Origin of the sequence: Rhodohalobacter sp. 8-1, assembly GCF_038150125.1 — a bacterium.
Lineage (GTDB): Bacteria > Bacteroidota > Rhodothermia > Balneolales > Balneolaceae > SW132.
Genome location: NZ_JBBVMF010000020.1, coordinates 31,131 through 56,064, shown reverse-complemented (window position 1 = coordinate 56,064; position 24,934 = coordinate 31,131). Strand labels below are relative to the sequence as shown.

The following is a 24,934-nucleotide window of genomic DNA, read 5'->3' as shown; positions in this document are numbered from 1 at the left end:
GATATACATTTATCTTTTTGCGTGGTAGTCATATCTATCTAATAATATTGAACTTATGCATCCTTATTACTAAGTTAAATGGACATTAGAATTAAAAGAACTCTGCAAATGGGATTGCAGGTCACCTTAGTGAAGAGAATTTACAGGTGAAAGTTCTTCGATGATACTGTTCATGAAAAAGACAGGCATTTTCCCATTTTTTGGAGTTCTGCAATTATAAAGAGAGCAGGAGCAGATCCATGTCATTTTCTACAAATTCCTTATCACGTCTATTCATATTTCTTGGGATCATATTTTTAATTCAGTCAGTTTCTGTGCCTAAGGTGGCAGCACAACAAAATGAAAAGAGTCTACAAGTTCAGTCTAGTCATTCACTGCTGATAAGCTACCAGGGCCGGCTTACCAATTCTGACGGCTCTCCGGTTGTGGACGGCAATCATACACTGGTATTCAGTCTGTATGATCAGGAATCCGGCGGAACAGCCTTATGGCAAGAAACTCAAAATATAGAAACCGACAACGGCGTATTTTCGTCAACACTGGGAGCAGTTAACTCAATTGATACACTTACGTTTAACCGGCCATTTTACCTGGGAATCCAGGTGGACGGCAGCGAGGAACTGTCGCCACGGACCATGCTGACCACCGTTCCTTATGCACAGCGCGCCCATTCAATCGATGATGGTACTATAACCACTTCCAAGCTAACCGAAGATGCCGTTTCATCCAGCAACATTCAAAGACGTGCAATCACGTCTGAAAAACTTGACTATGGGGCCGTAGACAGCGCATCAATTGATCCTGATGCGGTGTTCAAAACATTGAGGCCAACCCTCGCATTTGACCTACAAGATAACTTTGTCGGTATCAATCGCAGTGCCCCAATTACCGGGAGTGACAAATTTGTGGTACATTCGTCAGTCGAATTCGACGATACCTTTGGAGGAATGTATACTAATACTGAGGGTACAAATTCATGGCCTTTCTATGGATATGCAACCGGTGGTGAAAGCCATGCCTGGCATTATTTTGATTTTGAAAACGAAGAATGGATTCTTGAGTTTGATTTCCTCAGTCCCCGGCACCGTATAGTTGCAGATGCAGATGGCCTTAAGCCCGGCGGTGACGGTGACCTCATGCTCGGCTCATCTTCTCAGAGATGGTCAGCTGTATATGCGGCCAATGGCACCATACAAACCTCTGACCGCAGGTTAAAAAGCAATATTGAAGAACTGGATTACGGGCTTCAGGACATACTTAAACTTAAACCAGTGGGTTACACCTGGACGAATGAAAATAATGACGCACCCGGTGAGACAGAACAACACCTGGGACTTTTAGCTCAGGACGTTGAAAAAGTCATCAGTGAGGTAGTTAAGGAACCAAAAGATGACGGTTATTTGGGCATGAACTACTCCGAACTGGTACCGGTACTCATACAAGCCATTCAGGAACAGCAAGAACACATTCAGACCCTTCAGCAAAAGCTCCGGCAAAGTGAATCGTTACAAACTGCCAAGCTGGAAAATTTGCAGGCACAGATCAATCAGTTAGCCAGTGAGATTCAAGATAATGAACAAGAAACTAACGAGAGGTCTGCGGTTTCTGAATAGAATGCTTTTGATAGCGGTATTTTCTTTAGAACAGGAAATTATTTGCAGGTAAATCTCCCATTTTAACAAGAGAATTGTGATGCGTACTTCTAAAAATAACATACTGGCACTATTGATAGGATTTTTAACCCTTGGCACAATGTTGTTTACATCCACAGATTACGTGCAGGCCCAGGTTCAGCTGCAACTGGACGCAGTCACCTCCGGAGGAATCCCAAGTAGCTCCGGTAACATTCAGTTGGAAGGGAGTATTGGTCAGATTGCGACCACATCCAGTGCGGGCAACAATGTTCAATCGTTTCCCGGACTTTGGTCCTCGTTCTATTCTACTGATCTTATTACTGACATTGAGCCAGAAGAGCCACTTTCCAACAACATTCCTGGAGAATTCAAACTACAACACGCATATCCCAACCCCTTTAACCCTTCAACCCAGATCAGCTACGAACTGCCTGAAGCTTCTCACGTAAAGCTGACGGTATACAATATGCTGGGTCAGCAGGTCCGGGTCCTGGTCAATACACGCCAAAAAGCGGGACATTACGAAACCACATTTCAAGCTCAAGGTATGGCAAGCGGTGTATATCTGTATCGACTGCAGACCGACAACTTTACTCAGGAGCGTAAAATGACGCTGGTTAAATAGGATTCAGTAGCTGAATGATCAAAGAATTTCACTTTTTTTGAAGAAAATGTTTTTCGTTTTATTCAGTACCTGATGTGCGTGAAGGCAGCTCAGCTATTTAATTCGCTACAAGTTTAACTTCATAAATCAACATTCGAATGATTCGAGCCTATTGTTGCTAATCAGGAATGTGAGCTCTTAATGATTAACTCAACTTCCGCAAAATGGGGATGTAGTGGCTACAAAATAAATTTCATTTAAAACTGTAGACCACAGGCAAAAAGAATGGAATCAACTCTTCAGGGATGAAACCAGCCCCGTTTCGGGGTGGCATAGCCGTAGCCCTATGGGAATGCGCAGCATTTCCGTGGGGTATAAAGAAGCCAGAATGATAAGAAGTACCGTAGGTGCGGCATCATTCGACCTCTGAATTCAACCTCAGTCATAAAATTCGAACAGATCATCTGAATCGGATTCAATAAAATAATCTATGGGTAAAGAGGGTATGGTAGTTTTGCAAGGGCCCGGATATACCGCACCTACGGCGCTCCCAAATTTTATACTTGCTCTTAACCCAAAGCCGCCGCTGCGCATTGACTTTGGGCTACGGATATGTCGCACCCCTGGTGCTTTGGTTATATGTGGTAGTTGGTATAATTGCTTTTAGTATCCTTATGTACGTAAATGCCTTCAGATGCGGACTGGAATGGAAGGCTGAATGGGAAGCTTATCCAGTATGAAAAATAACAGATGTGGCACTACATAGAGTTATTTAAAGGTAACTGAGGTTATTTTTTTAAAGATTTTACGGAAGTTGAGTTGAGGTGATAAGTATTATTTCTCTTAGTGTGATATCAACGATAGCTTTTCAAATCTACTATCAATAGTCGAAGTAGCCGGATGAGTCATCCATAGACCATTATTATTCAGGCATGACTCGATTTTCCAAAAAACTCATTCGATGATATTAGTTCGACCCATCAACGCTCATCAAATATAGTCTTAGCAATAGGCTCATTTTTTGGTTTTATTAATGGTAGGTAGATGAACATCGCTTAATAACAGAGTTTAAAATTTAGAAAGGGGAAATTTTGGAATATCTAATCATCGCATTAAAAGTAATCGTCGGGCTCAGCATATTAAATGTCTGGCTGTTAAGATCGGGCAAAGAGACGCAATGGAGGGGAGGAAATGCAGGTAACCTGCAAGAGGAATTTAAAGCCTATGGTCTGCCCGTATGGTTTATGTGGACTATTGGGGGACTAAAGATCGTTTTTGCTTTGGGTCTTCTCGCCTCTATTTTTCTTACGGGATATCCGGCGCTGGAAACCTATTCAGCATATGGCATCGCAGTTTTGATGTTGGGAGCCGTAAGTATGCACATCAAGGTAAAGGATCCGATTAAAAAAGCTCTTCCGGCCTTCACCTTCCTGGTTTTGTCGGTTGCGATCGGTCTATTGTAGATTTTTAAGAACCAGCAGCAAATATTTGTAGGCCAGGTAGCCGTTTAACATCATAAAGAAAAATGAGGGCAGCGTTTGATTCAGGGGATCTCTGATCTTCAGGCGCGTACCGAAAGCGACTGCCATCATCAGGCACAAACCGGAGGCCGAAAGAAAGCCCAGCAGGCTGAAATAAATTCCGGTAAGCAGGCCGATGGCGCCTACAAGCTGGGAGATGCCCGTCACCCTCCGTAAACCATCATTCATTCCATATCGATGAAATTCTTTCTTCATGAAGGGAGAGCGCAGGCACTGTATGCCGTAGATAAGAAAAAACCCTGCAATGGCAACAGAGAGGAATAGCAGAGAGTCGGACAAAGAGTTCCCGGTTTAAATAGGACCGTTTATATAATTGAGCATCGAAACATTGCTACGATAAGCTTTCGTTCGTTTTAGAATAGATATGAATCTGACGCTCTTGTCAATTATTCCCATGTGCAGGGAAATACCTTGAATGTCACTTTTTGAGTTGACGTTTAATTATCCCTTCCCAAATCCATCTGCGACCTGCTGCCCTTTTGAGCTGCATTTCGCATTTTTGTACATCTGATCTGTTTTCGCATTCTTCCATATAAAAAACGGATCTCCAGAGCCTATACCAACTTGTCCAGTCTTTCTTAGTGCTTTGATAGTGATAAATAAATTGTACGCTTAAATCGGATGACTCTTCGATGTATATTTTATTGCATAACGCTGAATAAAGCACGTGTACGTGATGCATGTTATTTCTCTCTTTGTAATTAGCCAGGATAAATAAAAAACTCTGTCAAAAATAAATTGAGCAGATCTTTTTTTAAATATCGTGGTTCAGGATTTGGCTCAACCCTTTGAGAGAATCGCTGTTTTGATGCTTCGGGTCGGATATACTATCTAATGAGCTAAGCGCTATGAAATTTTCAATAGCAGAGATGCCTTAAAATAGAAAAGCCCAAATGCTTTTTAGAGCAATTGGGCCTTTAAGTAGTGGCGGGGGTAGGATTCGAACCTACGACCTTCGGGTTATGAGCCCGACGAGCTACCAGCTGCTCCACCCCGCGATGTTAATAGATTCATAATATAAGCATTTACTGTACCTCATGTCAACGGGTAATTATTTTTTTTTACCAGCTTACAACTAATGAACGTATAAGCACCGAAAAATATTTCTTTTCACATCTCTTTCGCTCCTGCAGCTGCTATTCGTTATCTTCAGAGTTCAAAACCGTCACACATACTAACTTATTATAATGACCACGACAAAAGAAGCAATTAACCTTGAGAATCAATATGGCGCCCACAATTATCATCCGCTTCCCGTCGTGCTTTCAAAAGGTGATGGTGTGTTCGTGTGGGATCCTGAGGGCAATCGGTATTACGATTTTTTGTCAGCCTACTCCGCTGTAAACCAGGGACACTGTCATCCCAAAATAATCAGCGCTTTGAGAGAGCAGGCCGAAACTCTAACTCTCACCTCGCGGGCGTTCTATAACGATGTACTCGGGTCCTTTGAAAAATATATTACTGAGTATTTTGGGTTTGATAAGGTTTTGCCCATGAACACGGGGGCGGAAGGTGTTGAAACTGCCATTAAGATATGCCGAAAATGGGCCTATGAGCGAAAAGGAATTCCCGAGAATGAAGCGAAGATTATTGTTTGCACCAACAACTTTCACGGACGTACAACCACCATAATCTCATTTTCTAACGACCCTGGTGCCCAGCGAAATTTCGGGCCATACACACCGGGGTTCATTAAAGTAGAATATGATAGTATTGATCAGCTGGAATCTGCCCTCAAAGAAGAGAACGTAGCAGGTTTTCTGGTGGAGCCCATCCAGGGCGAGGCCGGGGTGATGGTGCCCGATGACAATTATATGCGCCAGGCAAAATCTCTCTGTGAAAAACATAACGCGCTGTTTATTGCTGATGAGATCCAAACAGGGATTGCACGAACGGGCAGCCTGTTAGCCGTTTGTGGTAACTGCAGCTGCGAAGGACACTGTGAGCGCCAGCCCGCAACCTACGCAAAGCCTGACATTCTTATACTCGGCAAAGCGCTCTCAGGCGGCGTCTACCCGGTGTCGGCCGTATTAGCAGACAGCGAGGTGATGGATGTGATTCAGCCCGGTCAGCACGGATCAACATTCGGTGGTAATCCACTGGCTGCTAAGGTAGCAATCGCTGCACTTGATGTTGTCCGTGACGAACACCTGGCACAGAATGCGCGAAAGCTGGGTGAAATCTTTCGGAATGAAATGGAAAAACTAAAAAAAGAGAGCCCCCTCATTAATAAAGTGAGAGGGAAAGGGTTACTAAATGCAGTCGAGATCAACGATAGCCCGGATAGCTCCACAGCATGGGATATATGCGTGAAGCTTAAAGAAAACGGTCTGCTTGCGAAACCAACACACGGCAATATCATTCGTTTTGCCCCACCCCTTGTAATGACTGAAGACCAATTGCTGGAGTGCGTGGGCATTATTCGCAAAACGGTTCTGGATTTTGTTATCGATAAATAGCCCGGCAAAAGACGAATAACTTCATTTATTTATTTACGAAGTTCACATGCTTATGCTATCCTTCGCAGGTTAGCTAACGGCTCTTGGCTTGTGCTGCCAGCCAGTTTGTAAGTTGTCGACTCCTAAGCCAATACTGATAAGCACGAGTCCATTGTTATGTTTTCTGATTACTGAATGTCGAGTTTGACCTTCTTACCCAATGCCTTCGCGTACTTTGCAAGTGTGCTGAGCTTAATATCTTCAGCATGATTCTCCATGCGAGAAATTACGGATTTCGTTGTGTTTAACTTTTCGGCAACATCCGCTTGGGTTGTACCCATATTTTCACGAGCCTGACGTAAAATTGCTCCAATTTTGAAATTCAAATACCCTTCTTCGAAATTCACTGCAAACTCTGAGCTTTCTGCCTTTTTCTGGTCGATAAAAATTTCTAAATCATCTTTTCTCATAGTCCTTTCCTCTGGTAACAATCGCGTTTACGTTCTTCAGCAGTTTCAATTTCCTGCTTTGTAACTTTATTAGTTTTCTTGGCAAATCCACTGGTCAACACAATCAATTATGGGCCATCGTAAAAACCCAATAGGCGAAATGTATTGTTACCAAGGGTCGCACGTACTTCCCAAATATCATCTGTGCCTTTAAGCTTTTTTAGATATTGGCTTGGAACCTGTTCTAAATCACGGACGACTCGAAGTGTCCAAGCTACTTTTTTGCTTGCTTATCCGGAAGATCCTGCAAAAAGTCTTCAACGGGGCAATTTCCTGTTTCTGTTCGGTAAATTTTGATAATTCGCATGCATTAGCAGTTAGCATATATGCGAACATTAGCAAATATTTTTTCTTGGTTATAGAAAAGAAATGCAGGGACTAAGGAGAGAAATCAAAAGAAAACATAACATTCATTTAATTTGGTTGCAATAGCTCTGTTTCCAGCTTCATATGGTCGCCGAATTTCAGTGGTATCGCTCCCTATCTGACCTATTTTATTAACTGGTTGATTTTTGTCGCATCACTTTGTTATCATGATTCATTAGAGTAGCAGATCATCCAGAAAAAATAGGAGCTTTACAACGTGATATCCCCAAAAGACGTACGACCTACACTTCAGAAACACATTCTTGCCGACGGTTATGAAATGGTACTTGATCTTGAAAAAAGTAAGGGTGCCTACCTGCACGACTCTACAAGCGGACGGGACTATCTTGACTTTTTCACCTTCTTTGCTTCAAATCCGCTGGGAATGAATCACGACCGCCTTGCCGGCGATCCTGATTTTGTGACCCACCTTGGAAAAACGGCTATCAATAAGCCATCTAATTCGGATGTGTATACTGAGGAGATGGCTCATTTTGTTGACACTTTTTCACGCGTTGGAATGCCCGACTATATGCCTTACACATTTTTTGTATCTGGCGGCGCATTAGCCGTAGAAAATGCTCTGAAAGTCGCATTCGACTGGAAAGTTCAAAAGAACTTTGAAAAAGGATACCGGAAAGAACTGGGGCACAAAGTTCTGCACTTAGACCGGGCATTTCATGGCCGAAGCGGCTACACGATGTCGTTAACAAATACCGACCCGAAAAAAACGCGCTATTTCCCGAAATTCGACTGGCCCCGAATTCATAACCCCGCTATTCATTTCCCACTTGATACCGAAAGTCTTGACCAGGTTATCAGTGAAGAAGAAATTGCACTTGCCCAGGCACGGCAGTACCTGGAGACATACAAAGATGATATTGCCTGCATCCTCCTCGAACCCATCCAGGGCGAAGGCGGCGACAACCACTTTAGAAAAGAGTTCCACCAGGGACTCCGTGACCTCGCCGATGAATTTGATGCGCTACTGGTTTATGATGAAGTACAAACCGGCGTGGGTCTCACCGGTAAATTTTGGGCACACGAACATTACGTAGTACCCGATATTCTCGCATTTGGAAAAAAAGCCCAGGTGTGTGGGATTCTTGCAACCAACCGTGTGGATGATATCGACACAAACTGTTTTCATGTGTCTTCGCGCATCAATTCTACCTGGGGTGGAAATCTTGTGGATATGGTTCGGTTTGACCGTATTCTTGAAGTTATTGAAGAGGACAATCTTGTCGATCATGCAGCCGATGCCGGAGCCCACCTTCAGTCATTGATTACTGACTGGGCAGACGAGTCGGAATACCTTAGTAACCCGCGCGGAAAAGGACTTTTCTGTGCCATTGATCTTCCCGACACTCACGCAAGGGATGCCGTCATCAAAGAAGCGCTTGGCAATGGCCTGATGATCCTTGGCTGCGGCACAAAAACAATTCGGTTCAGACCTCCGCTCACCATTCAAAAAGATCAGCTTGAAGAGGGCATCAACATACTTAAGAAAAGTTACAAAACTGCACTGGGGAAGTGCCCGGTTGCAGGATGAATCTCGTCTGCACGCTGCAGTTGCGGGCTGACGAGTGGATTACGCTTGATCTAAGTTCAGGGGATCTCTGGAACCAAACCCATGGCTTTTCAAAAACATGCCATGTTTGGTTCCAGGCCTCGTCTGCATTCTGCTTTTGAAGGCTGACGAGTGGATTTAGCTCGAGCCCAGTTCAGGAGTCTCCTTCATCAAACCCATGGCTTTTCAAAAACATGGCATGTTTGGTTCCAAGCCTCGTCTGCATTCTGCTTTTGAAGGCTGACGAGTGGATGTTCCTGAAACCAAGTTCAGGTGGTACCCTTCATCAAACTTACGGGCCTCACATACCCGTCAGACGAAAAAACAATCGTCAGACGGGAGTCGATATTTTACACCATCTGATGCGATTCCGGCTGAATCACAATCTCATTCAGAACAGATTGGCCAGGTTGTGAAGCAGCGTAATAAACAGCTTTTGCGACCTCTTCGGTTGTAAGCATTTTGTCTTTCTGAACGCGCATATCTACGTTGGGATTGTCCCAGAACTCCGTATCCACACCACCGAGATAGAGCAATGAAAACTTCACATCGCCGCGTCGCTGTTCTTCGACGAGGGCTTTTGTAAATCCGGTCACCGCATATTTCGATGCAGAGTAGACGGATGTGTTCTTCATCACAGCTTTCCCCAGAATACCAGGAAACATAATCACACGTCCTTTCTTGTTGGTAGCCATGTAGCGCATCACCGCCTGCGTGACCAGAAACGTGCCGTAAACATTTACATCAAACAGCTCCTTGGCGTGATCGGGTTTGATATCAAGAATGGGCTGAATCAAGCCGGTACCAAATGCATTTACCAGAACATCAATCTGGCCGAGGTCATCGTTTACTTCCCGGGCCATGGCAGATACAGATGCCAAATCAGTTACATCTACCTCAATAACATAAGCTTCGCCGCCTGAATCGTTAATTTCCTTTGCCTTCTCTTCTGCCTTTTCTTTGTTACGTGCAGCTAAAACAACTTTTGCACCCGCCTTCGCAAAAAGGTCCGCTGATGCCTGTCCTATTCCGCCTGAGCCGCCAACAATAAGTACTACTTGATCTTCCATAATCTTTATTTAAATGTATTTAAGGGTTCATTTTTCTGATTATGAAAGGTATCAGGTGAAAAAATCGTTCAGTATTTGGGGAATACTTCTGAACAAAGACCTGCAAGAGTGCGAACGTCAGAGAGCTCCTGGCAGAGTCTGCGTTTCAGGGGAATTGGGGAATTGGGGAATTGGGGAATTGGGGAATTGGGGAATTGGGGAATTTGTCTGAGCGACAAATTTTTCCAATTCACCCATAATCCAATAACAACCCTACCGATTAATCGCTTTTGGAATGGCTGATTCGTAAATCTCTTTCAAATCGGCTACATTCTGATCAACGAACTCATCTATAATTAGTTTTGGCCCGCCAACAATGCCGATTTCATCGTAAAAGATTCCATTTTTCTCTAAGTAACGTTCCAAAGCACGAGCATTTGCATTCGGAACCGTGACTACCACTCCGGATTGCGCCTCACTATAAAGCACGTCAATGTAAGATCCATTCAGATTCTTCACTGAAACATTTGCACCTTGTCCCGAAAAGATCGCCATTTCGGCCAGGGTAACGGCAATTCCACCGTCTGAAATATCGTGTGCGGCATTGACCAAATTGTTTTGAATTGCCTCCAGGAGCACCTGCTGAAACTTCAGCTCAAACTCGAGGTCAAGCTCAGGAGCATCACCAGTGGTTAGTCCATGAATAGTTTTCAGGTACTCGCTTCCTCCAAGGCCCCGACGCAAAGCGCCGATATAATAAACAATATCGTGATTCTGCTTAAAGCCAGGCGTCATCACGTGGTTCTCTACGTCTTCAATCACACCCAGCATACCTACTACCGGCGTCGGGAAGATTGCCCCGTTGGGATTTTCATTATAGAGACTCACGTTACCGCCTGTAACCGGTGTATTGAGCACACGGCAGGCATCACCCATCCCGCCCACAGCCTCACGGAATGTCCAGTACACTTCCGGTTTATAGGGATTTCCAAAGTTGAGACAGTTGGTAATTGCCACCGGTTTAGCACCGCTGCACACCACATTCCGAGCAGCTTCAGCTACGGCAATTTGTCCGCCGCGCCGGGGATTGAGGTATACATATCGCCCGTTACAGTCCGTTTTTACGGCAAGCCCTTTGTTCGTGCCTTTAATACGAATCACTCCCGAATCGGACGCGCCGGGTGCATTTACCGTGTTCGTGCGCACCATAGTGTCGTACTGCTCGTGCACCCACCGTTTTGATGCAATGTTTGGAGATCCGAGTAATTTTTTCAGTGTTTCATTCTGATCTTTCGGATGCTTGATCGTCTTAAAGTCAAACCCCTGAACATCATCAAGATATGCTGGTTTTTTAACCTCCCTCTCATATTGAGGAGCACCGCCGCCCAGCACAAGGGAATCAGCCGGAATATCTGCTTTCACTTCTCCATCCTTGATATACGTGACATTTTCACCGTCTACCACCTCACCAATCACAACGGCATTCAGGTCCCATTTTTCATATACATCGATAATCTCTTGCTCACGGCCTTTTTCAGCAACAACCAGCATACGCTCCTGGCTTTCGCTGAGCAACAGCTCATAGGCGGTCATTCCTTCTTCGCGCATGGGTACTTTATCGAGATCAAGCCTCATGCCTTCGCCGCCTTTTGCCGCCATTTCTGATGATGAACACGCGATTCCTGCAGCTCCCATATCCTGCATGCCCACTACTGCACCGGTTTTCAAAACTTCCAGGCTTGCTTCCAGCAGAAGCTTTTCGGTAAAAGGATCACCTACCTGTACACTTGGCCGTTTAGCTTCACTCTCTTCACTGATCTCTTCGGATGCAAACGTGGCGCCATGAATGCCATCACGCCCTGTACTCGCACCAACGATAATGACGGAGTTTCCAATACCTTTTGCAATGGCCGAGGCAGTTTCGCCCACTTTTACAATACCCACGCTCATGGCGTTAACCAGTGGGTTTCCCTCGTAGGCTTCATCAAACACAACTTCGCCGCCGACAACAGGCACGCCAAATGAATTTCCATAGTCCGAGATTCCCCGAACTACGCCATCAAGCAGGTAACGTACCCGGGGCTGATCCATGGATCCAAACCGCAGCGAGTTCAGTGATGCTATTGGCCGCGCTCCCATCGTAAAGATATCGCGGTGAATACCGCCTACACCAGTTGCTGCCCCTTGATAGGGCTCAATAGCTGAGGGGTGATTATGGCTTTCAATTTTAAAAGCACAGGCGAGCCCGTCTCCTATATCAACAAGACCTGCATTCTCCTCACCCGCATCAACCAGCAGCTGAGGACCTGACCTGGGAAGTTTTTTGATTTCAAGAATGGAGTTTTTATAAGAGCAGTGCTCGCTCCACATTACAGAATAAACGCCGAGTTCAGAAAAAGTAGGTGTACGGCCGAGATAATTTTTGATCATCTCAAACTCTTCTTCGCTCAGTCCGTGTTCAATTGCAAGTTCAAGAGTAACCTGGGGTTCGCTGACAGCTGTGGTTGACATGTGTTAATTTATATATGTGAAAAAAAGATGGGCTTAAAAATACGAAAAGATCAGAACCATTTCTGATGTGATTTCGATAAGCTTTTAAGCTAAGATCCATTGCTAAATCAAGTCTTATAGTGATTAAACAAAGGTGGGACTCGTGGTGCCTCGAAATGCCCGAGCCCTATCAACCCACCTCTGCCTCGTCGCTGCTCTGCCTGTGGCAGCCGCTTTGGAGCCTGTCTCCTCCCAAGAGGAGAGGAATAAAACTCCCCTATCGGGACAGACCTGAAAAAGATCGCGCAGCGAGGCTTTTCACGGTCAGGGGTGGGTCCGTGGTGACAGGTGACCTCACCTATCCACCTCTGCCCCGTCGCTGCTGTGTGCCTGCGGCAGTCGCTTTGGAGGCTGTCTCCTCCGCGGAGGAGAGTTAAAATCAACCAATCTTCAAATAGGACTTAAGATCGGCAAAATCGCTGAATGTAAGATGCGGTGTGAGTTCTGTTTCCTCTTCCCCCACTACCCCGGTGAACCAGGCTGTTTTCCATCCCGCATTTAAACCACCGACAACGTCAGATGAGTATGAGTCGCCCACGTACAGAATATCTTCCCTCGGAACACCTGCCAGTTCAGTTGCATGATCGAACACCTTTGGATCCGGCTTAAGAACGCCCAGCTCTTCAGATATCACCATCTGGCTAGTATATTTATGCATTGAAAGCTTTTCAAATTTTTTGAGCTGCGTCTCTTTGAAACCATTGGTTATAATGCCAACGTTGAAATGTTTGCTCGCCAGTGCAAGTGTTTCTTCAGCCTGATCAACCCAATCCCAGTACTCTCTGTACTTATTCATATAAGTTACACCTATTTCACGACTGTTTTCCGTTGGCAGGTTCAACTTCACCATGGAATCGTGAAACCGGGAAAAATGCAGCTTATGTCTGTCTATTTCTCCGTCCTGGTATTTTACCCACAGGTTGTGGTTAACCTCCTGATATGTCGTAAGCCAATCCTCCAGCGCTAATTTTTGCAGGACCGGAAATGAATTGTAAACGGCTTGATGGGACCTTGACTCTGCTTTGTTATGATCTAGAAGGGTGTTATCAAGATCAAAAAAAATGTAGCTAAGTGGCATTAAAATGCTTTATTTACAACGAAAACTGTCGTTGTGGGGGTTCGTAAAAATGAGTTCAAATATACAGCTCGTATCGCTGTAATACCAGCAACAAACCGTATATTAGTGCATGGTTATTGATGCTTTTGCATCTACTGACCCTTGTAACGTTTTATAGACGGGACACTTATGCGAAATCTCAAGTAATTTATCGAGTTGCTCGTCACTTAAATCCCCTTTAACAATGATCTCCTCTTCAATCTTATCAATTTTTGCTGATTCTTCGTCGCAATCCTCACAGTCTTCGGCATGATCTTTAAAATGACGGAGCTCAACATAAATATCATCTACCTTCCACTTTTTACGCTCGATGTACATACGCAGGGTTATAGCCGTACATGAACCAAGAGACATTAGCAGGTAATCATAAGGATCCGGGCCAGTATCCTGCCCGCCTACACTCTGCGGTTCATCTGCTGTGAGTTCATGATTGCCGGCTGTAAGCGATGTTTTATAGTTCTGCGTTCCAATGTGTATATGAACAATCTTTTTTTTGTCCGATGTTGTCATAAGTGATTTTTTTCGACCCGTATTGCAATTAGTTCATTGAGTTGGCCGGGCTCTTTTCTCTTTTACCGGAAAAACAAGCTTGAAAACCGTGCCTCCCCCCTCACGCGGAACAAGCTCGAACGTACCATTCAGCTGTTTCACTAAAGCGGTGATAATCTTTGTGCCCAGCGAAGAGAGATCAGACATATCAAAATCTTCCGGAAGCCCGATTCCGTTATCTTCAAGTATAAACGTAACGAGATCATCGTCACAACGCAAGACAGCTTTTATCCAACCTTTCTGTCTGTTTTTAAACGCATGTTTATATACGTTTGTAATGGCTTCGTTAATAATCAGTGAACAAGGCACAGCTTGGTTTATATTCAGTTCAAATGGTTCGGTTTCAATTTCTATGTCAATTTTTTTACCGGAACTGAATGAGTCGTGGGTGGCATTAATAAGCTTATTGATAATCTTGGAAAACTCCAGCCTGGAAAAACTGCTTGATTCATACAATAGCTGATGTATACTCGCCATGGTTTCAACACGGAGCATGCTGTTGTTCAGCTTATTTATAACTTCTTCATTATCTTCATCAAACACCTGCATTTGCAGCATACCCGATACCAGCGCCAGGTTATTTTTTACACGGTGATGGATTTCAGAGAGCAAGACCTCTTTCTCCTTCAGCGACGCCTTAAGTTTTTCTTCAGACTGTTTGCGCTCGGTAATGTCTCTTCCAATAGCAACCATGTGTTTGTAATTACCGCCTTCATCCTCAACGGGTTCAACTGTAATCTGCGTCCAGAAGGTACGGCCATCTTTTCTATAGTTAATTAGCTCAACGTCGGCTGGTTTCTTTTCATGAATGGCATCTTCAAGCTCCTGCATATTCTGCGGGTCCGTTTTCTCGCCCGCCAGAAAAGTAAGAGACCGGTTAATTACCTCATCTTCACTGTAGCCCGTCATTTCCTGGAACCCGCCGTTTACATACACAATACGGGGGTGGACCGCCTGCGGAGAAACATCTAAAATAGCTACAGATTCCGTTGTGGTTGTAACAACAGATTCGAGAAGCCTGCGGCGCTTCTCCTCCCTGAGCTTTTTAGTAACGTCACTGACCAGCACAAGACTTGCTGCGCGGTCCTCATACTCTATTTCGTTTGATTCAATTTCAACCTTGATCACGTCACCGTTTTTCTTGCGGTGGTTCAGGTATTCGCCATCAATATCTACTTCACCAACAATTACACCATTTCCGCTTTGGTTGGTGAGCATGGGTTGTTCAGCAGTCAAAAGATCATCTGCCGTCATCGAAAGAAATTCATCCTTGCTGTAGCCATAATGCTCTACTGCTGCACGGTTAACGTCAAGAAAGGCCCCGGTTTCAATATCCGTAAGCCACATTGGTTCGGGACTCAGCTCAAAAAGTGTGCGGTACTTCTGTTCTGATGATTTTACCTGCCTCGAAAACTCATATCGTTTAAGACTATAAATGATACTTTTATGGAGCAGGGATGGAGATAATTCGTCTTTGAGAAGATAATCGGAAACGCCTTTGGCCAGTGATTGTACGCTGAAAGAGAGGTCTGTATATCCCGTCAGCACAATAACAGGGGTATCACCCGAGCGGGCCACAACTTCATCAATAAGAGCCTTACCACTTAAATCTGGCAATGAAAGATCAAGTAAAATACAGTCGTAATTAAAGAGACCCTCAGAACTAAATATCGTTTCAGCTTCTTTATATGTTCGCGCACGTGTAATTGAAGGGAGCTTAAACTGCTCATTCAGATAATCTTCAATCAGCACAAAATCTCCCCTGCTGTCTTCAATCACAAAAAAAGCGTACCGTTTTTCTCTGTCATCCATAGACTTCTCCTTTATTGGGGGGAAGTTTTACAATCTGAATCCAGAACTGGTCAATCCTGGAAATTGTATTCATAAAATTGTCGGCATCTACCGGCTTTGTGATATAGCAGTTTGCATAGTTCTTGTACGATTCAAGTATATCTTTTTCGTCTGAAGATGTGGTGAGCATAATGACCGGAATCTTTTTCAGAGCATCGCTCTCCTTAATATGGCTTAAAACTTCAAGACCATTTATTCGTGGCAAATTCACATCAAGCAGTATCAGATCCGGTGTAAATACATCCTCATATGGCGATTTTTTATCTAAAAACATGATCGCCTTTTCACCGTCTTGTACTGTATTGATATCATTCATGACCCTGGCTTCTTTAAAAGCCTCTTTGATAAGCATGACATCGCCCGCATTGTCTTCGACAAGTAAAATATGAATCGGTTCCATTCAGTGGTTTTATACTGCCACGGCTATACAAGACATACCCAAGCCATGTATTGGTTAGGTGATCCTGCATTTTTACCTAAAGCATTTTTTTTATTCCCGAACCAGATATATAATCTCCAACCTAAAGCATTGTAGCTGAAAGAGATATATCAAAACAGTGAATTGAATGTTAAAGCCAACTTTTTCATTCAATAAGATTTATTCTAAAAATTTTGCAACACTTTATAGCCACAAACTCAAAATAGTATACCAAAAAATTTAAGATATCAAAGCATTAGATGATCAAATCCTAATCTGAAACTAAAAAATTAATTCTTGCCCCTTATTTGCCATCGTTAAAATTCCAGAATGGTTGTCCATCACACTCAAAAGGAGATTCGCCAAAATTGTACTTTTTGGAACTATATAAGGCGAACAGCCATAGATTCGTCTTTAAAGGGATCTTGCCTTACTCGCAAGAATTTAATATAACATAGCATAGATGGAGTTTTGTATAGAATCTTATAATTCCCTTCTTCAGCCAGCCAGGCCTTTCCATTGTGTCACTATACTATTTTATCATCCATACCCTTCAAGGGCTTTGCAAAACTGTTTTTTGCCAAAAACTAATAATCAAGCATTGCTCTATCTCTTTTAAAAAATGGCGGATTCTGTATTATAGTGCAGAAGGACTCCTAAAGCATTTTCGCATTACCGTGTCCTAACTTTTTAAAAAAATTAATCAAAAACCAACGACGCAATATAAAGTAAAATCACGCCTATTTATTCTTGTCCGGAAGCTGAGCGAGACTGAGCCAGAAATTTTTTATGGCATGGATAGTATCTGTAAACTCATCTACACCAATAGGTTTTGTGACATAACAATTTGCATACTCTTTATATGACATGTTTATGTCTGTATCTGCCGATGAGCTTGACAGCATGACCACAGGCAACTCTTTAATCTCATCATTATTCTTGATAAACCGCAGGACCTCGTGCCCATTTATCCGGGGCAGATTGATATCTAATATGACCAAATCCGGCTTATTAGAATGCTTGAACTCACCCTCTTTGTTCAAATAATGAATTGCCTTTTCGCCATTATTCACAACGTTAACTTGTACTGATGAATCTGTATCCTCCAGTGCATCCTTTATAAGCATTATATCGCCTGCGTTATCTTCAACTAATAGTATATTTAATAAATTATTCATTGTACTGATGCTCTGATAGCTATTTTTCTCTCTTTAGAAGTGGTAGAAATAACCAGTTATAAGCACTGGTAATGTTTAGTTCTTCGGTATTTGCCGTTATTTATAACTTGCGTTTTTAGTAATTATCAAACGAGCTGTTTATACAACAAATTGTATCTTATTGTGATTCAGGGTTTTACAACAATTTTTAATACGAATGACCTGAACCGTTTCTTCTCAATACTATTTAGGGATAGTAAATACGAAAGTACTGCCGCTACCCTCTTCAGATTCTACCCATATTTTTCCCTTGTGACTTTCTGCAATCTTCCTGCAAACGGCCAGGCCAATTCCGGTTCCGGAGTACTCGTCATTTGTGTGGAGGCGTTGAAAAATGCTGAAAATTTTCTCACTGTATTCGGGGTTAATTCCTATCCCGTTATCTGAAACCGATATTTTCCAGTGGTCATCTGATTCATCTGCAGTGACCGTTATATGAGGACGGCTCGACTCTGACTGGTACTTAAGCGCGTTGCTCACCAGGTTGCTAAGCAGGCTGTAGACAGACGTTCTGTCTGCAGTTATATTAGGCAACCCGCTCCAGGTAAGGGTTGCGTTATTTTCCTCAATTTTCTTTTTGAAATCCCTCCGGATTCCATCCATTACGGCATTAAGATCAACAGATACTAAATTGATTTCGGCACGGCCAACTCTGGAGTAATTCAGAAGATCCAGTATAATTTGGCGCATTCGTTTAGCGCCATCCGTTGCAAACCAAATATATTTCTTTGCCCTTTCATCCAGTTCATCGCCGTATTTATTTTCGAGTTGGGTTAAAAAGCTGGTAACCATTCGAAGCGGCTCCTGCAGATCGTGCGATGCCACAAAAGCAAACTGTTCCAGCTCCTTGTTTGAGACCTCGAGCTGTCGTTTCTGTTTTACCAGTTCTTTATTCAGCTCAAGAAGTTGTTTTTCGGTCTCCTTTCTCTCAGTTATATCCCTAAAAAACACGGATAAGCCGTCTTTTGACGGATAGGCACTAACTTCAAACCAGGCTTCAAGCGTGGGGTAGTACTCTTCGAACGACACGGTTTTATTCTCTTCCATTGCGATGTGATACTGCTCATAAAATTTCAGATCAATCGCATCTTTAAAAATATCCCATAAATTCTCGCCGACAATCGTTTCTCTTGGCGTTCTGAGCACCTCTTCAGCCACATTATTCCAGTATGTGACGATCCAGTTTTTATCTACTGCAAAAAAAGCATCGCCGATACTCTCAAGAATTTCATTTCGCTCCTCAAATACCCGCTGTACGGCTTTTTTAGCCATCTCATTCTCTATGGCTGACGACAAATTCAGCGACAGTGTTTGCAGGAACGAGATCTCTTCATCCGTCCAATCCCGTTTCTCCCTCCTGTCACTGAATCCAAGACAACTGTGCAGCTCATCATTAACAAAGACGGGAATGCCCAGAATCGATTTTACCCCCTTCCTCTCAAATGTTTCTTTAATCGATGAGTCGTTTATCTCTCCGGTCAGCCTTGAGAAGCTTTTATTTTCTCTCAAGGTATCAACAAACCCATCGAGTCTGCTAAGTGACACCGGCAGAGATTCCCCATGCGGCTCATCACTTTCATCCGGCTCATCCGACCACTCAAAACTGAGGTCCACTCTTGTTTCGCCGTCTGCACCGGAATTCTCAACCTGAAGGAAATAGGCATGATTGGTATCAACAACCTCACCAAATGTTTTTAGGCTTTGGCTGACTGCTTCCTTCCAGTTTTCTGAATTAATCAATAGCCCGTTAAACGATGCAATTGCATCCAGCTGGCTTGTTTTTTTCAGGATGTTGGCCTGAGCTTTTTTACGCTCGTCAATATTTTTAAGATAAACTGAAATCCCTTCTGCTGATGGGTAAGCTGAAATATCGAACCACGTCTCAAGTTCAGCGGAATAATATTCAAAATTAAGTGCCTGACCTGAATTCTTTACGTGATGATATTTCTCAAAGAGCTCAGTTCCAGACTCATGAGAAAAAACATCCCACACTTTTTTCCCCAGCACAACATCGTTTTTATCGGAAAGTAGTTTTCTTGCCTCCTGGTTGAAGTAAGTAATATTCCAATTAGTGTCTATTGTATAGAAAGCGTCAGAGATGCTTTCAAGTATTGAGTTTTTTTCATTGAGCAACTTCTCAATCTCTTTATCGATTTTATCTCTCTCGATAGCTGTCGCTAAGTTTGAAGCGATGGTTTTCACCATTTTTTCCTCTTCACGACTCCAATACCGCTCATTCGTGCAGTTATCAAAGCCCAGAAAGCCGTGGAAATTTCCATTAACGATGACCGGAACAGCCATAAATGCTTTAATATCCTGGTCAGTCATCACCTGGCGGGTCATATTGTCTTCGTCTATGTCGGATATGATACCGCCACTTGGCTTATGGCTGAGCATCGGATTAATCAGTTCCGGAACTGCAGAAAAAGGGACAGATTCCATTTCGGGATTATCTAACTGAGGCGTAATTCCCTCCCGGTTCCACTCCAGCTTTTCAGTTGTAAATCTTTCACCCGTCTCGGGATCATAATAGTTTTCAAAATAGTATGCTCTGTCTGCATTGATGGCTCTGCCAACAACTTCCAGATTTTCATCGATTGCCTGCACCCAGGCCTCGTAATTCAACAATGCGCTGTTGAGTTTTGATATTGCTTCCAGATGACGGGTTTTCTCCTTTAGCTTTTCTTCTATTTTTTTTCTCGAATCAATATCCTGGTAGCTGCCATACATCCGTACCGCATCTCCATCTTCGAATTCAACCTGTCCAATGCTTCTGATCCATTTTTCTCTGCCTCTACCCGTAATAATCTGCAACTCAAGGTCAAAGCTTCCGCCATTGTCTAATATTTTTGAGACAGCTTTTCTGGCTTTTTGTTTACTCTCGGGCTTGTAATATTTAAGCATGCCTTCAAGCGTCACCTTATCACCATTTTCGACCTCAAGAATTTCCCTCGTCATGTCTGACCAGTACATCTCATTATCGCTGCTTCGCAAGTTAACCTCCCAGCTGCCTATTTTAGCAAGTTGACTCGCCTGCTCAAGAAGATGCTCGATCTCTTTCTTCTCAGTAATATCGAAGATGATAGAATCCCACTGCACCGATTCATTTACGAGTTTTTTTGGAGTACCATATCCATCCTGCCAGCGCAAGGTTCCATCAGGGTGATGGTATCGCCACTCGTAGTGCCATTTTGTGAGTGTTTCAGCCGATTTAACGATCGACTCTTTCATCCCCTCTACATCTCTGGCATCTATTCTGTCCCATATTAAGCCGGTATTTTCCATAGCCTCTTCGGATGAAATCCCCCAGATTTCATAGGATCCTTCACTCAAATACTTCAGGCTGTCATTTCCATCCTGGTCAAGAATGTATTGAAAAATAATCCCGGGCAGGTTATTTGTCGTATTTTTTAACCGTTCTTCAAAACTTTTACGGTCATGGATATCCTGAAAGCTTCCATACATTTTTTTCACGCGACCCTGAACAACTTCAGTTTCGCCGATTACCCTAACCCATTTTACGTTCCCTTTACCTGTAACCAGCTGGAGCTCCACATCAAATGACTGACCGGTTTCAACAGCTTCCCCGATTTTTTTTGTGATTATATCGCGGCTAAATCCTTCTTTGTAAAAGTTGATTCCCTCTTCAAGTGAAGGTTGATAGTCAGAAGGCATTTCATGAATTTGACAAACGACCTCAGACCATGTTACATTTTCTTCCACTACATCATATTCCCAGGCCCCAATTTTTGCCATTTCATTCGCCTGGCGCAGCAGAATCTCAAGCTCTTTTTGCTCCGTTATATCCCGCGCAATACTGTAAATTCTGCCTTCTTCATAAAAGGTTCTGGTTGTCCACTCAAGCCAGACTACCTTACCTGATTTGGTGATATACCTGTTTTTGAACGATGTGGCACCCTCGTTGATATTAAGTGCATCAATCTCTTTCTCTGTTTTTAACCGGTCATCCGGGTGAGTAAATGAAGAGATGGGGTGGCTGAGCAGTTCGTCCTTTGTAAACCCCAGCAGCCTGCTCATAGCGGGATTCACCTGCTTAAAATATCCGTCCATTCCCGCAATGCAGATGACATCGGGGGCAAAGCTGAAAATCCGTTCCAGCTCTTCTTCTTTCTTTTTTCTGTCAATTTCAGAGCCAAGGGCTTCTCCGATACTTTGTAACAGCGGCGTGTAATATCTCTTTCTGGGATGATCGCTCAGCACCCCCGCCACAAGAACACCAACCACCTTTTTATCATGGAGGACAGGAATACCATAAGCCGTTATTATACCGGCAGTTTCTGCGGCTTTGTGACGTATAAAATCTTCCCGTTCTCCAAGGTTTCGCCAGAATTGAGTTTGACACGACGACCAGGTAATGCCCGGTAGACCTTCCCCTTTTTCAAAAACTCTTACATCAGGGGTTTCCTCGTAAAACAGCGTTGATTGCTCGTTCGAAGATGTTACTCCAGTAAGCTGAATTGTCTGCTTATCATTATCCACGAGCCATAACTCTGCAAGGCTGAGGTCATCTATTGATACAATAAGATTCAGCGTTTTTTCGACTGCACTTGTGAGCGTCTGAAACGTGTTGAACGCCTTGCTAATATCCGATTCCAGGGACTTTAGCTGCTCCCTGTTTTTGCGGATTGTAACATCTTTGGCTATTACAATAAAATGAGTGCAGACCTCGCCATCAAATACCGGGCTGAGCGAAACCTGAGCCCAGAATTCTTCCCCGTTTTTCCGATAGTTCAGCAGTTCCGTTTCCAGCTGCTGGTTATGCTCAATCGCAAGTCGCAAACGGGCCAGTTCTCTCATCGATGACTTGGGAGCATTCAGGAACTTTGCTTCCTGACCAATCAATTCATCATGGCCATACCCGGTCAGTTCAGTGTACGCATCGTTTACAAAAACGATATCAGCTGCATTACTTCGACCCGATGACCTGGACTTGATGATTACAACCGCATCATTCGCATCCTTTACAACCGACTCGAACAGCTTCAAATTCTCAATCTCTTCAGTCCGCTCTGAATTTTCGCTGATCTGCAGCGTGGCTAGTTCCTCACCTGATTGCGATTCAAACATCGAATAGAGAATATTACAAACAACTCGCGATCCGTTAGCTTTCAATCCAATAGCGTGTCCACTAAAGGATTCAGATCCCTTTTGAATATTTGAAATATCATTTGATTCAAGCAGTTTGCTTACTGATGTGCCGATTAAATCTTCGTTCTCGTATCCAAACAGACTGCATGCCTTTGGATTAGCTTTTTTAATCTCACCATCTATAGATAGGATAAGGTTTGCAGTGAGTGAATTCTCAAAAATGGCCCGATACATTTCTAAATCTCCAAATAGATCGGGCGTGTCTTCTTTATCTGCCATAGTCGATGAGTGAAATCAACAAGTAATTTGCTACAGAGTGTGTATACAGAAGATAGAAATAAATAAGGACCTTCTTAATGGTCCTTTGGCAACGGTATTTCTAAATGCACAAACATACCTGACTCGTGATGCTTGTTAAATGTGATTTGGCCACCCAGCTTGAAGACTCTGCTGTTTACGTTAATCAAACCGGCACCCTGCGTTCCATTTTCATCCGGGTCGAAGGATTTACCATCATCTCTGATGGAGATGCTCAGAAAGTCGCCTGCAATTTCCGTAATTACCTCTGCTGTTTTTGCATCAGAATGTTTAATAATATTTGCGCATAGCTCCTGCAGAATACGGTAGATATTCACTTTTACCTTCGAGGGAAGCTCTGTTGATTCCGGTAAATGATCTTTCAACGTAAACGAAATTTTGGAGGTGGCTGAGAGCTGGCGAATGAGTTGTTTCATTAGTTCCGAAAGAGACATGATATCAAACTCGGCCGAATGCAGATTATGTGATAAATCTCTGGTTTGTAGTGTTATCTGCTTCAGAAGATTGTATAACTTATTGATCTTCTTTTCCAGTATATCCGGATTATTTATTTCATCCAGCAAATTTTGTGTAAACATGCCGCAGGCCACAAGTTGCTGAACAATACCATCGTGCAGTTCCCTTGCTACCCGGTTGCGTTCTTTTTCTTCCGCCTGCAGTACGTTTTCAATCATCCGCTCCTGCATGTCAATCTTGTCAGTCACGTCGTTCATCAACATCAGAGAGGATATCTCGCCCTTGTATTCGAGCAGATGTCCGTTTACTTCAACAAAAAAGACCTCACCATCCTTCTTTTGATGGCGCCATACCTGCCGTGGTGGATAATGAGAATAGTCGGGACTGCCGTTTTTCTCGATGCTTATTGGGCGTTCGAATTTATCAAGCTGAATATCATCAACGGTGAGTGTTAAAAATTCGCCTTGGGAGTAACCATATTTAATTTCAGCCTCTTTATTCGAATCAATGATGCTGCGCGAATCGGGATTCCAAATCAGCATAGGCGACGGATTATTCTGGAACAGCTCTCGGTATCTCGCCTCAGAATTTCGCAGCTTTTTGAACATTGAGTTACGCTCGATACTATATCGAATACTTTTCCAAAGCGCGTAAGGGTTTAAATTGTCTTTTATGATATAGTCTGAAATCCCCATGCTAAGAGAGCGCACGCTAAAATGCATATCGGCATAGCCGGTCAGGACAATGACGGCCGCGGGAGAAGCCAGCTTCACTGTTTTTTCGATGAGATCTTCGCCTTCTTTATCAGGCAAACTCAGATCAAGTAAAACAGCGTGATACTCCTGCTTTCCATTACCAAGGTATTCTTCTGCCTCTGAGAAGGTTGAGGCATGATCTAACTTCCCCACAAAACTGTTTGCGCTTAGGTAATCTTCAATGAGCACAAAATCACCGGCATTATCTTCTATAACTAACAACCTGTACTTAGAATTTGAATCGTAAATCATCGCTGAGAATCTGTCTTTTGCCCTGATAGCCGTCACATAATATTAAATCAAAAATACTTTATAATTTTAAAGTATCAACCACTTTTAAAGTTTTGTTATTGTTTTACTTTGCCAATTATCCACAGTTAACAGATTTATCGTCATCTGCTTTTTCTGACTTAATGTAAAACATAAAGCAACTAACAAATAAACTATAATGATCAATAGTCTGTATCTAAGGAATTCCGTCCTTTTTATAAATTCGGCGGTTAACGTCTGACATATCATTTCATTTTATTTTATTTTTTTCCGCATTTGTTGAGAGACGCTAATACAATTCTGTAAATACAGCTTCTCAAGCGGTTTCCTTATTGAAATAAAACCAGCTAAGGGTAAAGCAAATAGTGTTAAGTCAAATGTAGTAGTTTCACAACCTGTCTGCCGAAGGTGCCTCCACAGCGGTAAACCCACTGGAACTGACAGCGTTGGAGCATGAGATTTTGTGGTGAAGGGAGAGATATGGCATGTCTATCACTCACTATTCGAGGTTCAGGATCGTAACTTGCCAACAAAAAATTCTGCGTGCTGGAGTCGAATAGACATGCCATGTCTTTGGGAGGCCGCCACGCGACGCTGACAAAAACCCGGTAAA

The 24,934-nt window shown here is 43.3% G+C and carries 17 protein-coding genes and 1 tRNA gene; 5 read left to right on the top strand and 13 right to left on the bottom strand.

Features of this window, described 5'->3' with window-relative positions; all coding sequences use genetic code 11:
* The first annotated feature begins 314 nt into the window (after positions 1 to 314).
* From AABW11_RS16465 to AABW11_RS16455, 3 genes are all read left to right on the top strand, one after another.
* Positions 315 to 1,613, top strand: coding sequence for a tail fiber domain-containing protein (locus tag AABW11_RS16465; RefSeq protein WP_340106230.1), 1,299 nt, complete (start codon positions 315 to 317; stop codon positions 1,611 to 1,613).
* A 79-nt stretch (positions 1,614 to 1,692) separates the two neighbouring features.
* Complete coding sequence (locus AABW11_RS16460; protein WP_340106229.1) at positions 1,693 to 2,259, top strand: T9SS type A sorting domain-containing protein; 567 nt, start codon at positions 1,693 to 1,695, stop codon at positions 2,257 to 2,259.
* 1,070 nt (positions 2,260 to 3,329) lie between these two features.
* On the top strand, positions 3,330 to 3,701 hold the full coding sequence (locus tag AABW11_RS16455) for a DoxX family protein (RefSeq protein ID WP_340106228.1): 372 nt from the start codon (positions 3,330 to 3,332) through the stop codon (positions 3,699 to 3,701).
* Here the strand turns inward: AABW11_RS16455 and AABW11_RS16450 are convergent.
* Both AABW11_RS16450 and AABW11_RS16445 read right to left on the bottom strand, forming a co-directional pair.
* The gene (locus tag AABW11_RS16450; protein ID WP_340106227.1) at positions 3,693 to 4,058 is read right to left on the bottom strand and encodes a DoxX family protein; all 366 of its coding nucleotides are present in this window, start codon (positions 4,056 to 4,058) and stop codon (positions 3,693 to 3,695) included. The two genes, AABW11_RS16455 and AABW11_RS16450, sit on opposite strands and share 9 nt — an antisense overlap.
* Positions 4,059 to 4,704: 646 nt before the next feature.
* Positions 4,705 to 4,777, bottom strand: a tRNA-Met gene (locus tag AABW11_RS16445).
* Between the two features lie 189 nt (positions 4,778 to 4,966).
* Between AABW11_RS16445 and rocD the strand changes: the two genes are divergently transcribed.
* Positions 4,967 to 6,238: an ornithine--oxo-acid transaminase gene (gene rocD / locus AABW11_RS16440; protein ID WP_340106226.1), complete on the top strand. Its 1,272-nt coding sequence runs from the start codon at positions 4,967 to 4,969 to the stop codon at positions 6,236 to 6,238.
* A gap of 167 nt (positions 6,239 to 6,405) precedes the next feature.
* Here the strand turns inward: rocD and AABW11_RS16435 are convergent, their stop codons facing one another.
* Both AABW11_RS16435 and AABW11_RS20200 read right to left on the bottom strand, forming a co-directional pair.
* On the bottom strand, positions 6,406 to 6,687 hold the full coding sequence (locus AABW11_RS16435) for a helix-turn-helix domain-containing protein (protein ID WP_340106225.1): 282 nt from the start codon (positions 6,685 to 6,687) through the stop codon (positions 6,406 to 6,408).
* Positions 6,684 to 6,788: a hypothetical protein gene (locus AABW11_RS20200; protein ID WP_445263792.1), complete on the bottom strand. Its 105-nt coding sequence runs from the start codon at positions 6,786 to 6,788 to the stop codon at positions 6,684 to 6,686. The genes AABW11_RS16435 and AABW11_RS20200 overlap by 4 nt, the downstream gene beginning before the upstream one ends.
* Positions 6,789 to 7,309: 521 nt before the next feature.
* Here AABW11_RS20200 and lat point away from each other — a divergent pair.
* On the top strand, positions 7,310 to 8,644 hold the full coding sequence (lat, locus tag AABW11_RS16430) for an L-lysine 6-transaminase (protein WP_340106224.1): 1,335 nt from the start codon (positions 7,310 to 7,312) through the stop codon (positions 8,642 to 8,644).
* A gap of 368 nt (positions 8,645 to 9,012) precedes the next feature.
* Here lat and AABW11_RS16425 read toward each other — a convergent pair whose 3' ends face one another.
* From AABW11_RS16425 to AABW11_RS16385, 9 genes are all read right to left on the bottom strand, one after another.
* Positions 9,013 to 9,732 carry an SDR family oxidoreductase gene (locus AABW11_RS16425; protein WP_340106223.1) on the bottom strand — a complete coding sequence of 240 codons (720 nt, stop codon included), beginning with the start codon at positions 9,730 to 9,732 and terminating at the stop codon, positions 9,013 to 9,015.
* A 252-nt stretch (positions 9,733 to 9,984) separates the two neighbouring features.
* On the bottom strand, positions 9,985 to 12,222 hold the full coding sequence (gene purL, locus AABW11_RS16420) for a phosphoribosylformylglycinamidine synthase subunit PurL (RefSeq protein ID WP_340106222.1): 2,238 nt from the start codon (positions 12,220 to 12,222) through the stop codon (positions 9,985 to 9,987).
* 418 nt (positions 12,223 to 12,640) lie between these two features.
* Complete coding sequence (locus AABW11_RS16415) at positions 12,641 to 13,339, bottom strand: YjjG family noncanonical pyrimidine nucleotidase (protein ID WP_340106221.1); 699 nt, start codon at positions 13,337 to 13,339, stop codon at positions 12,641 to 12,643.
* A gap of 102 nt (positions 13,340 to 13,441) precedes the next feature.
* Positions 13,442 to 13,888, bottom strand: coding sequence for an OsmC family protein (locus tag AABW11_RS16410; protein WP_340106220.1), 447 nt, complete (start codon positions 13,886 to 13,888; stop codon positions 13,442 to 13,444).
* Between the two features lie 33 nt (positions 13,889 to 13,921).
* Positions 13,922 to 15,739, bottom strand: coding sequence for a PAS domain S-box protein (locus tag AABW11_RS16405; RefSeq protein WP_340106219.1), 1,818 nt, complete (start codon positions 15,737 to 15,739; stop codon positions 13,922 to 13,924).
* Complete coding sequence (locus AABW11_RS16400; protein WP_340106218.1) at positions 15,732 to 16,178, bottom strand: response regulator; 447 nt, start codon at positions 16,176 to 16,178, stop codon at positions 15,732 to 15,734. Before AABW11_RS16400 ends, AABW11_RS16405 begins: the two co-directional genes overlap by 8 nt.
* A gap of 758 nt (positions 16,179 to 16,936) precedes the next feature.
* Entirely contained in the window at positions 16,937 to 17,374 is a 438-nt protein-coding gene (locus AABW11_RS16395) for a response regulator (RefSeq protein ID WP_340106217.1), read from the bottom strand.
* 222 nt (positions 17,375 to 17,596) lie between these two features.
* Positions 17,597 to 22,801 (bottom strand): PAS domain S-box protein, encoded by a 5,205-nt coding sequence (locus AABW11_RS16390; RefSeq protein WP_340106216.1) that lies wholly within the window; start codon positions 22,799 to 22,801, stop codon positions 17,597 to 17,599.
* A 74-nt stretch (positions 22,802 to 22,875) separates the two neighbouring features.
* Positions 22,876 to 24,303: a PAS domain S-box protein gene (locus AABW11_RS16385; protein ID WP_340106215.1), complete on the bottom strand. Its 1,428-nt coding sequence runs from the start codon at positions 24,301 to 24,303 to the stop codon at positions 22,876 to 22,878.
* Between the last annotated feature and the right edge of the window lie 631 nt (positions 24,304 to 24,934).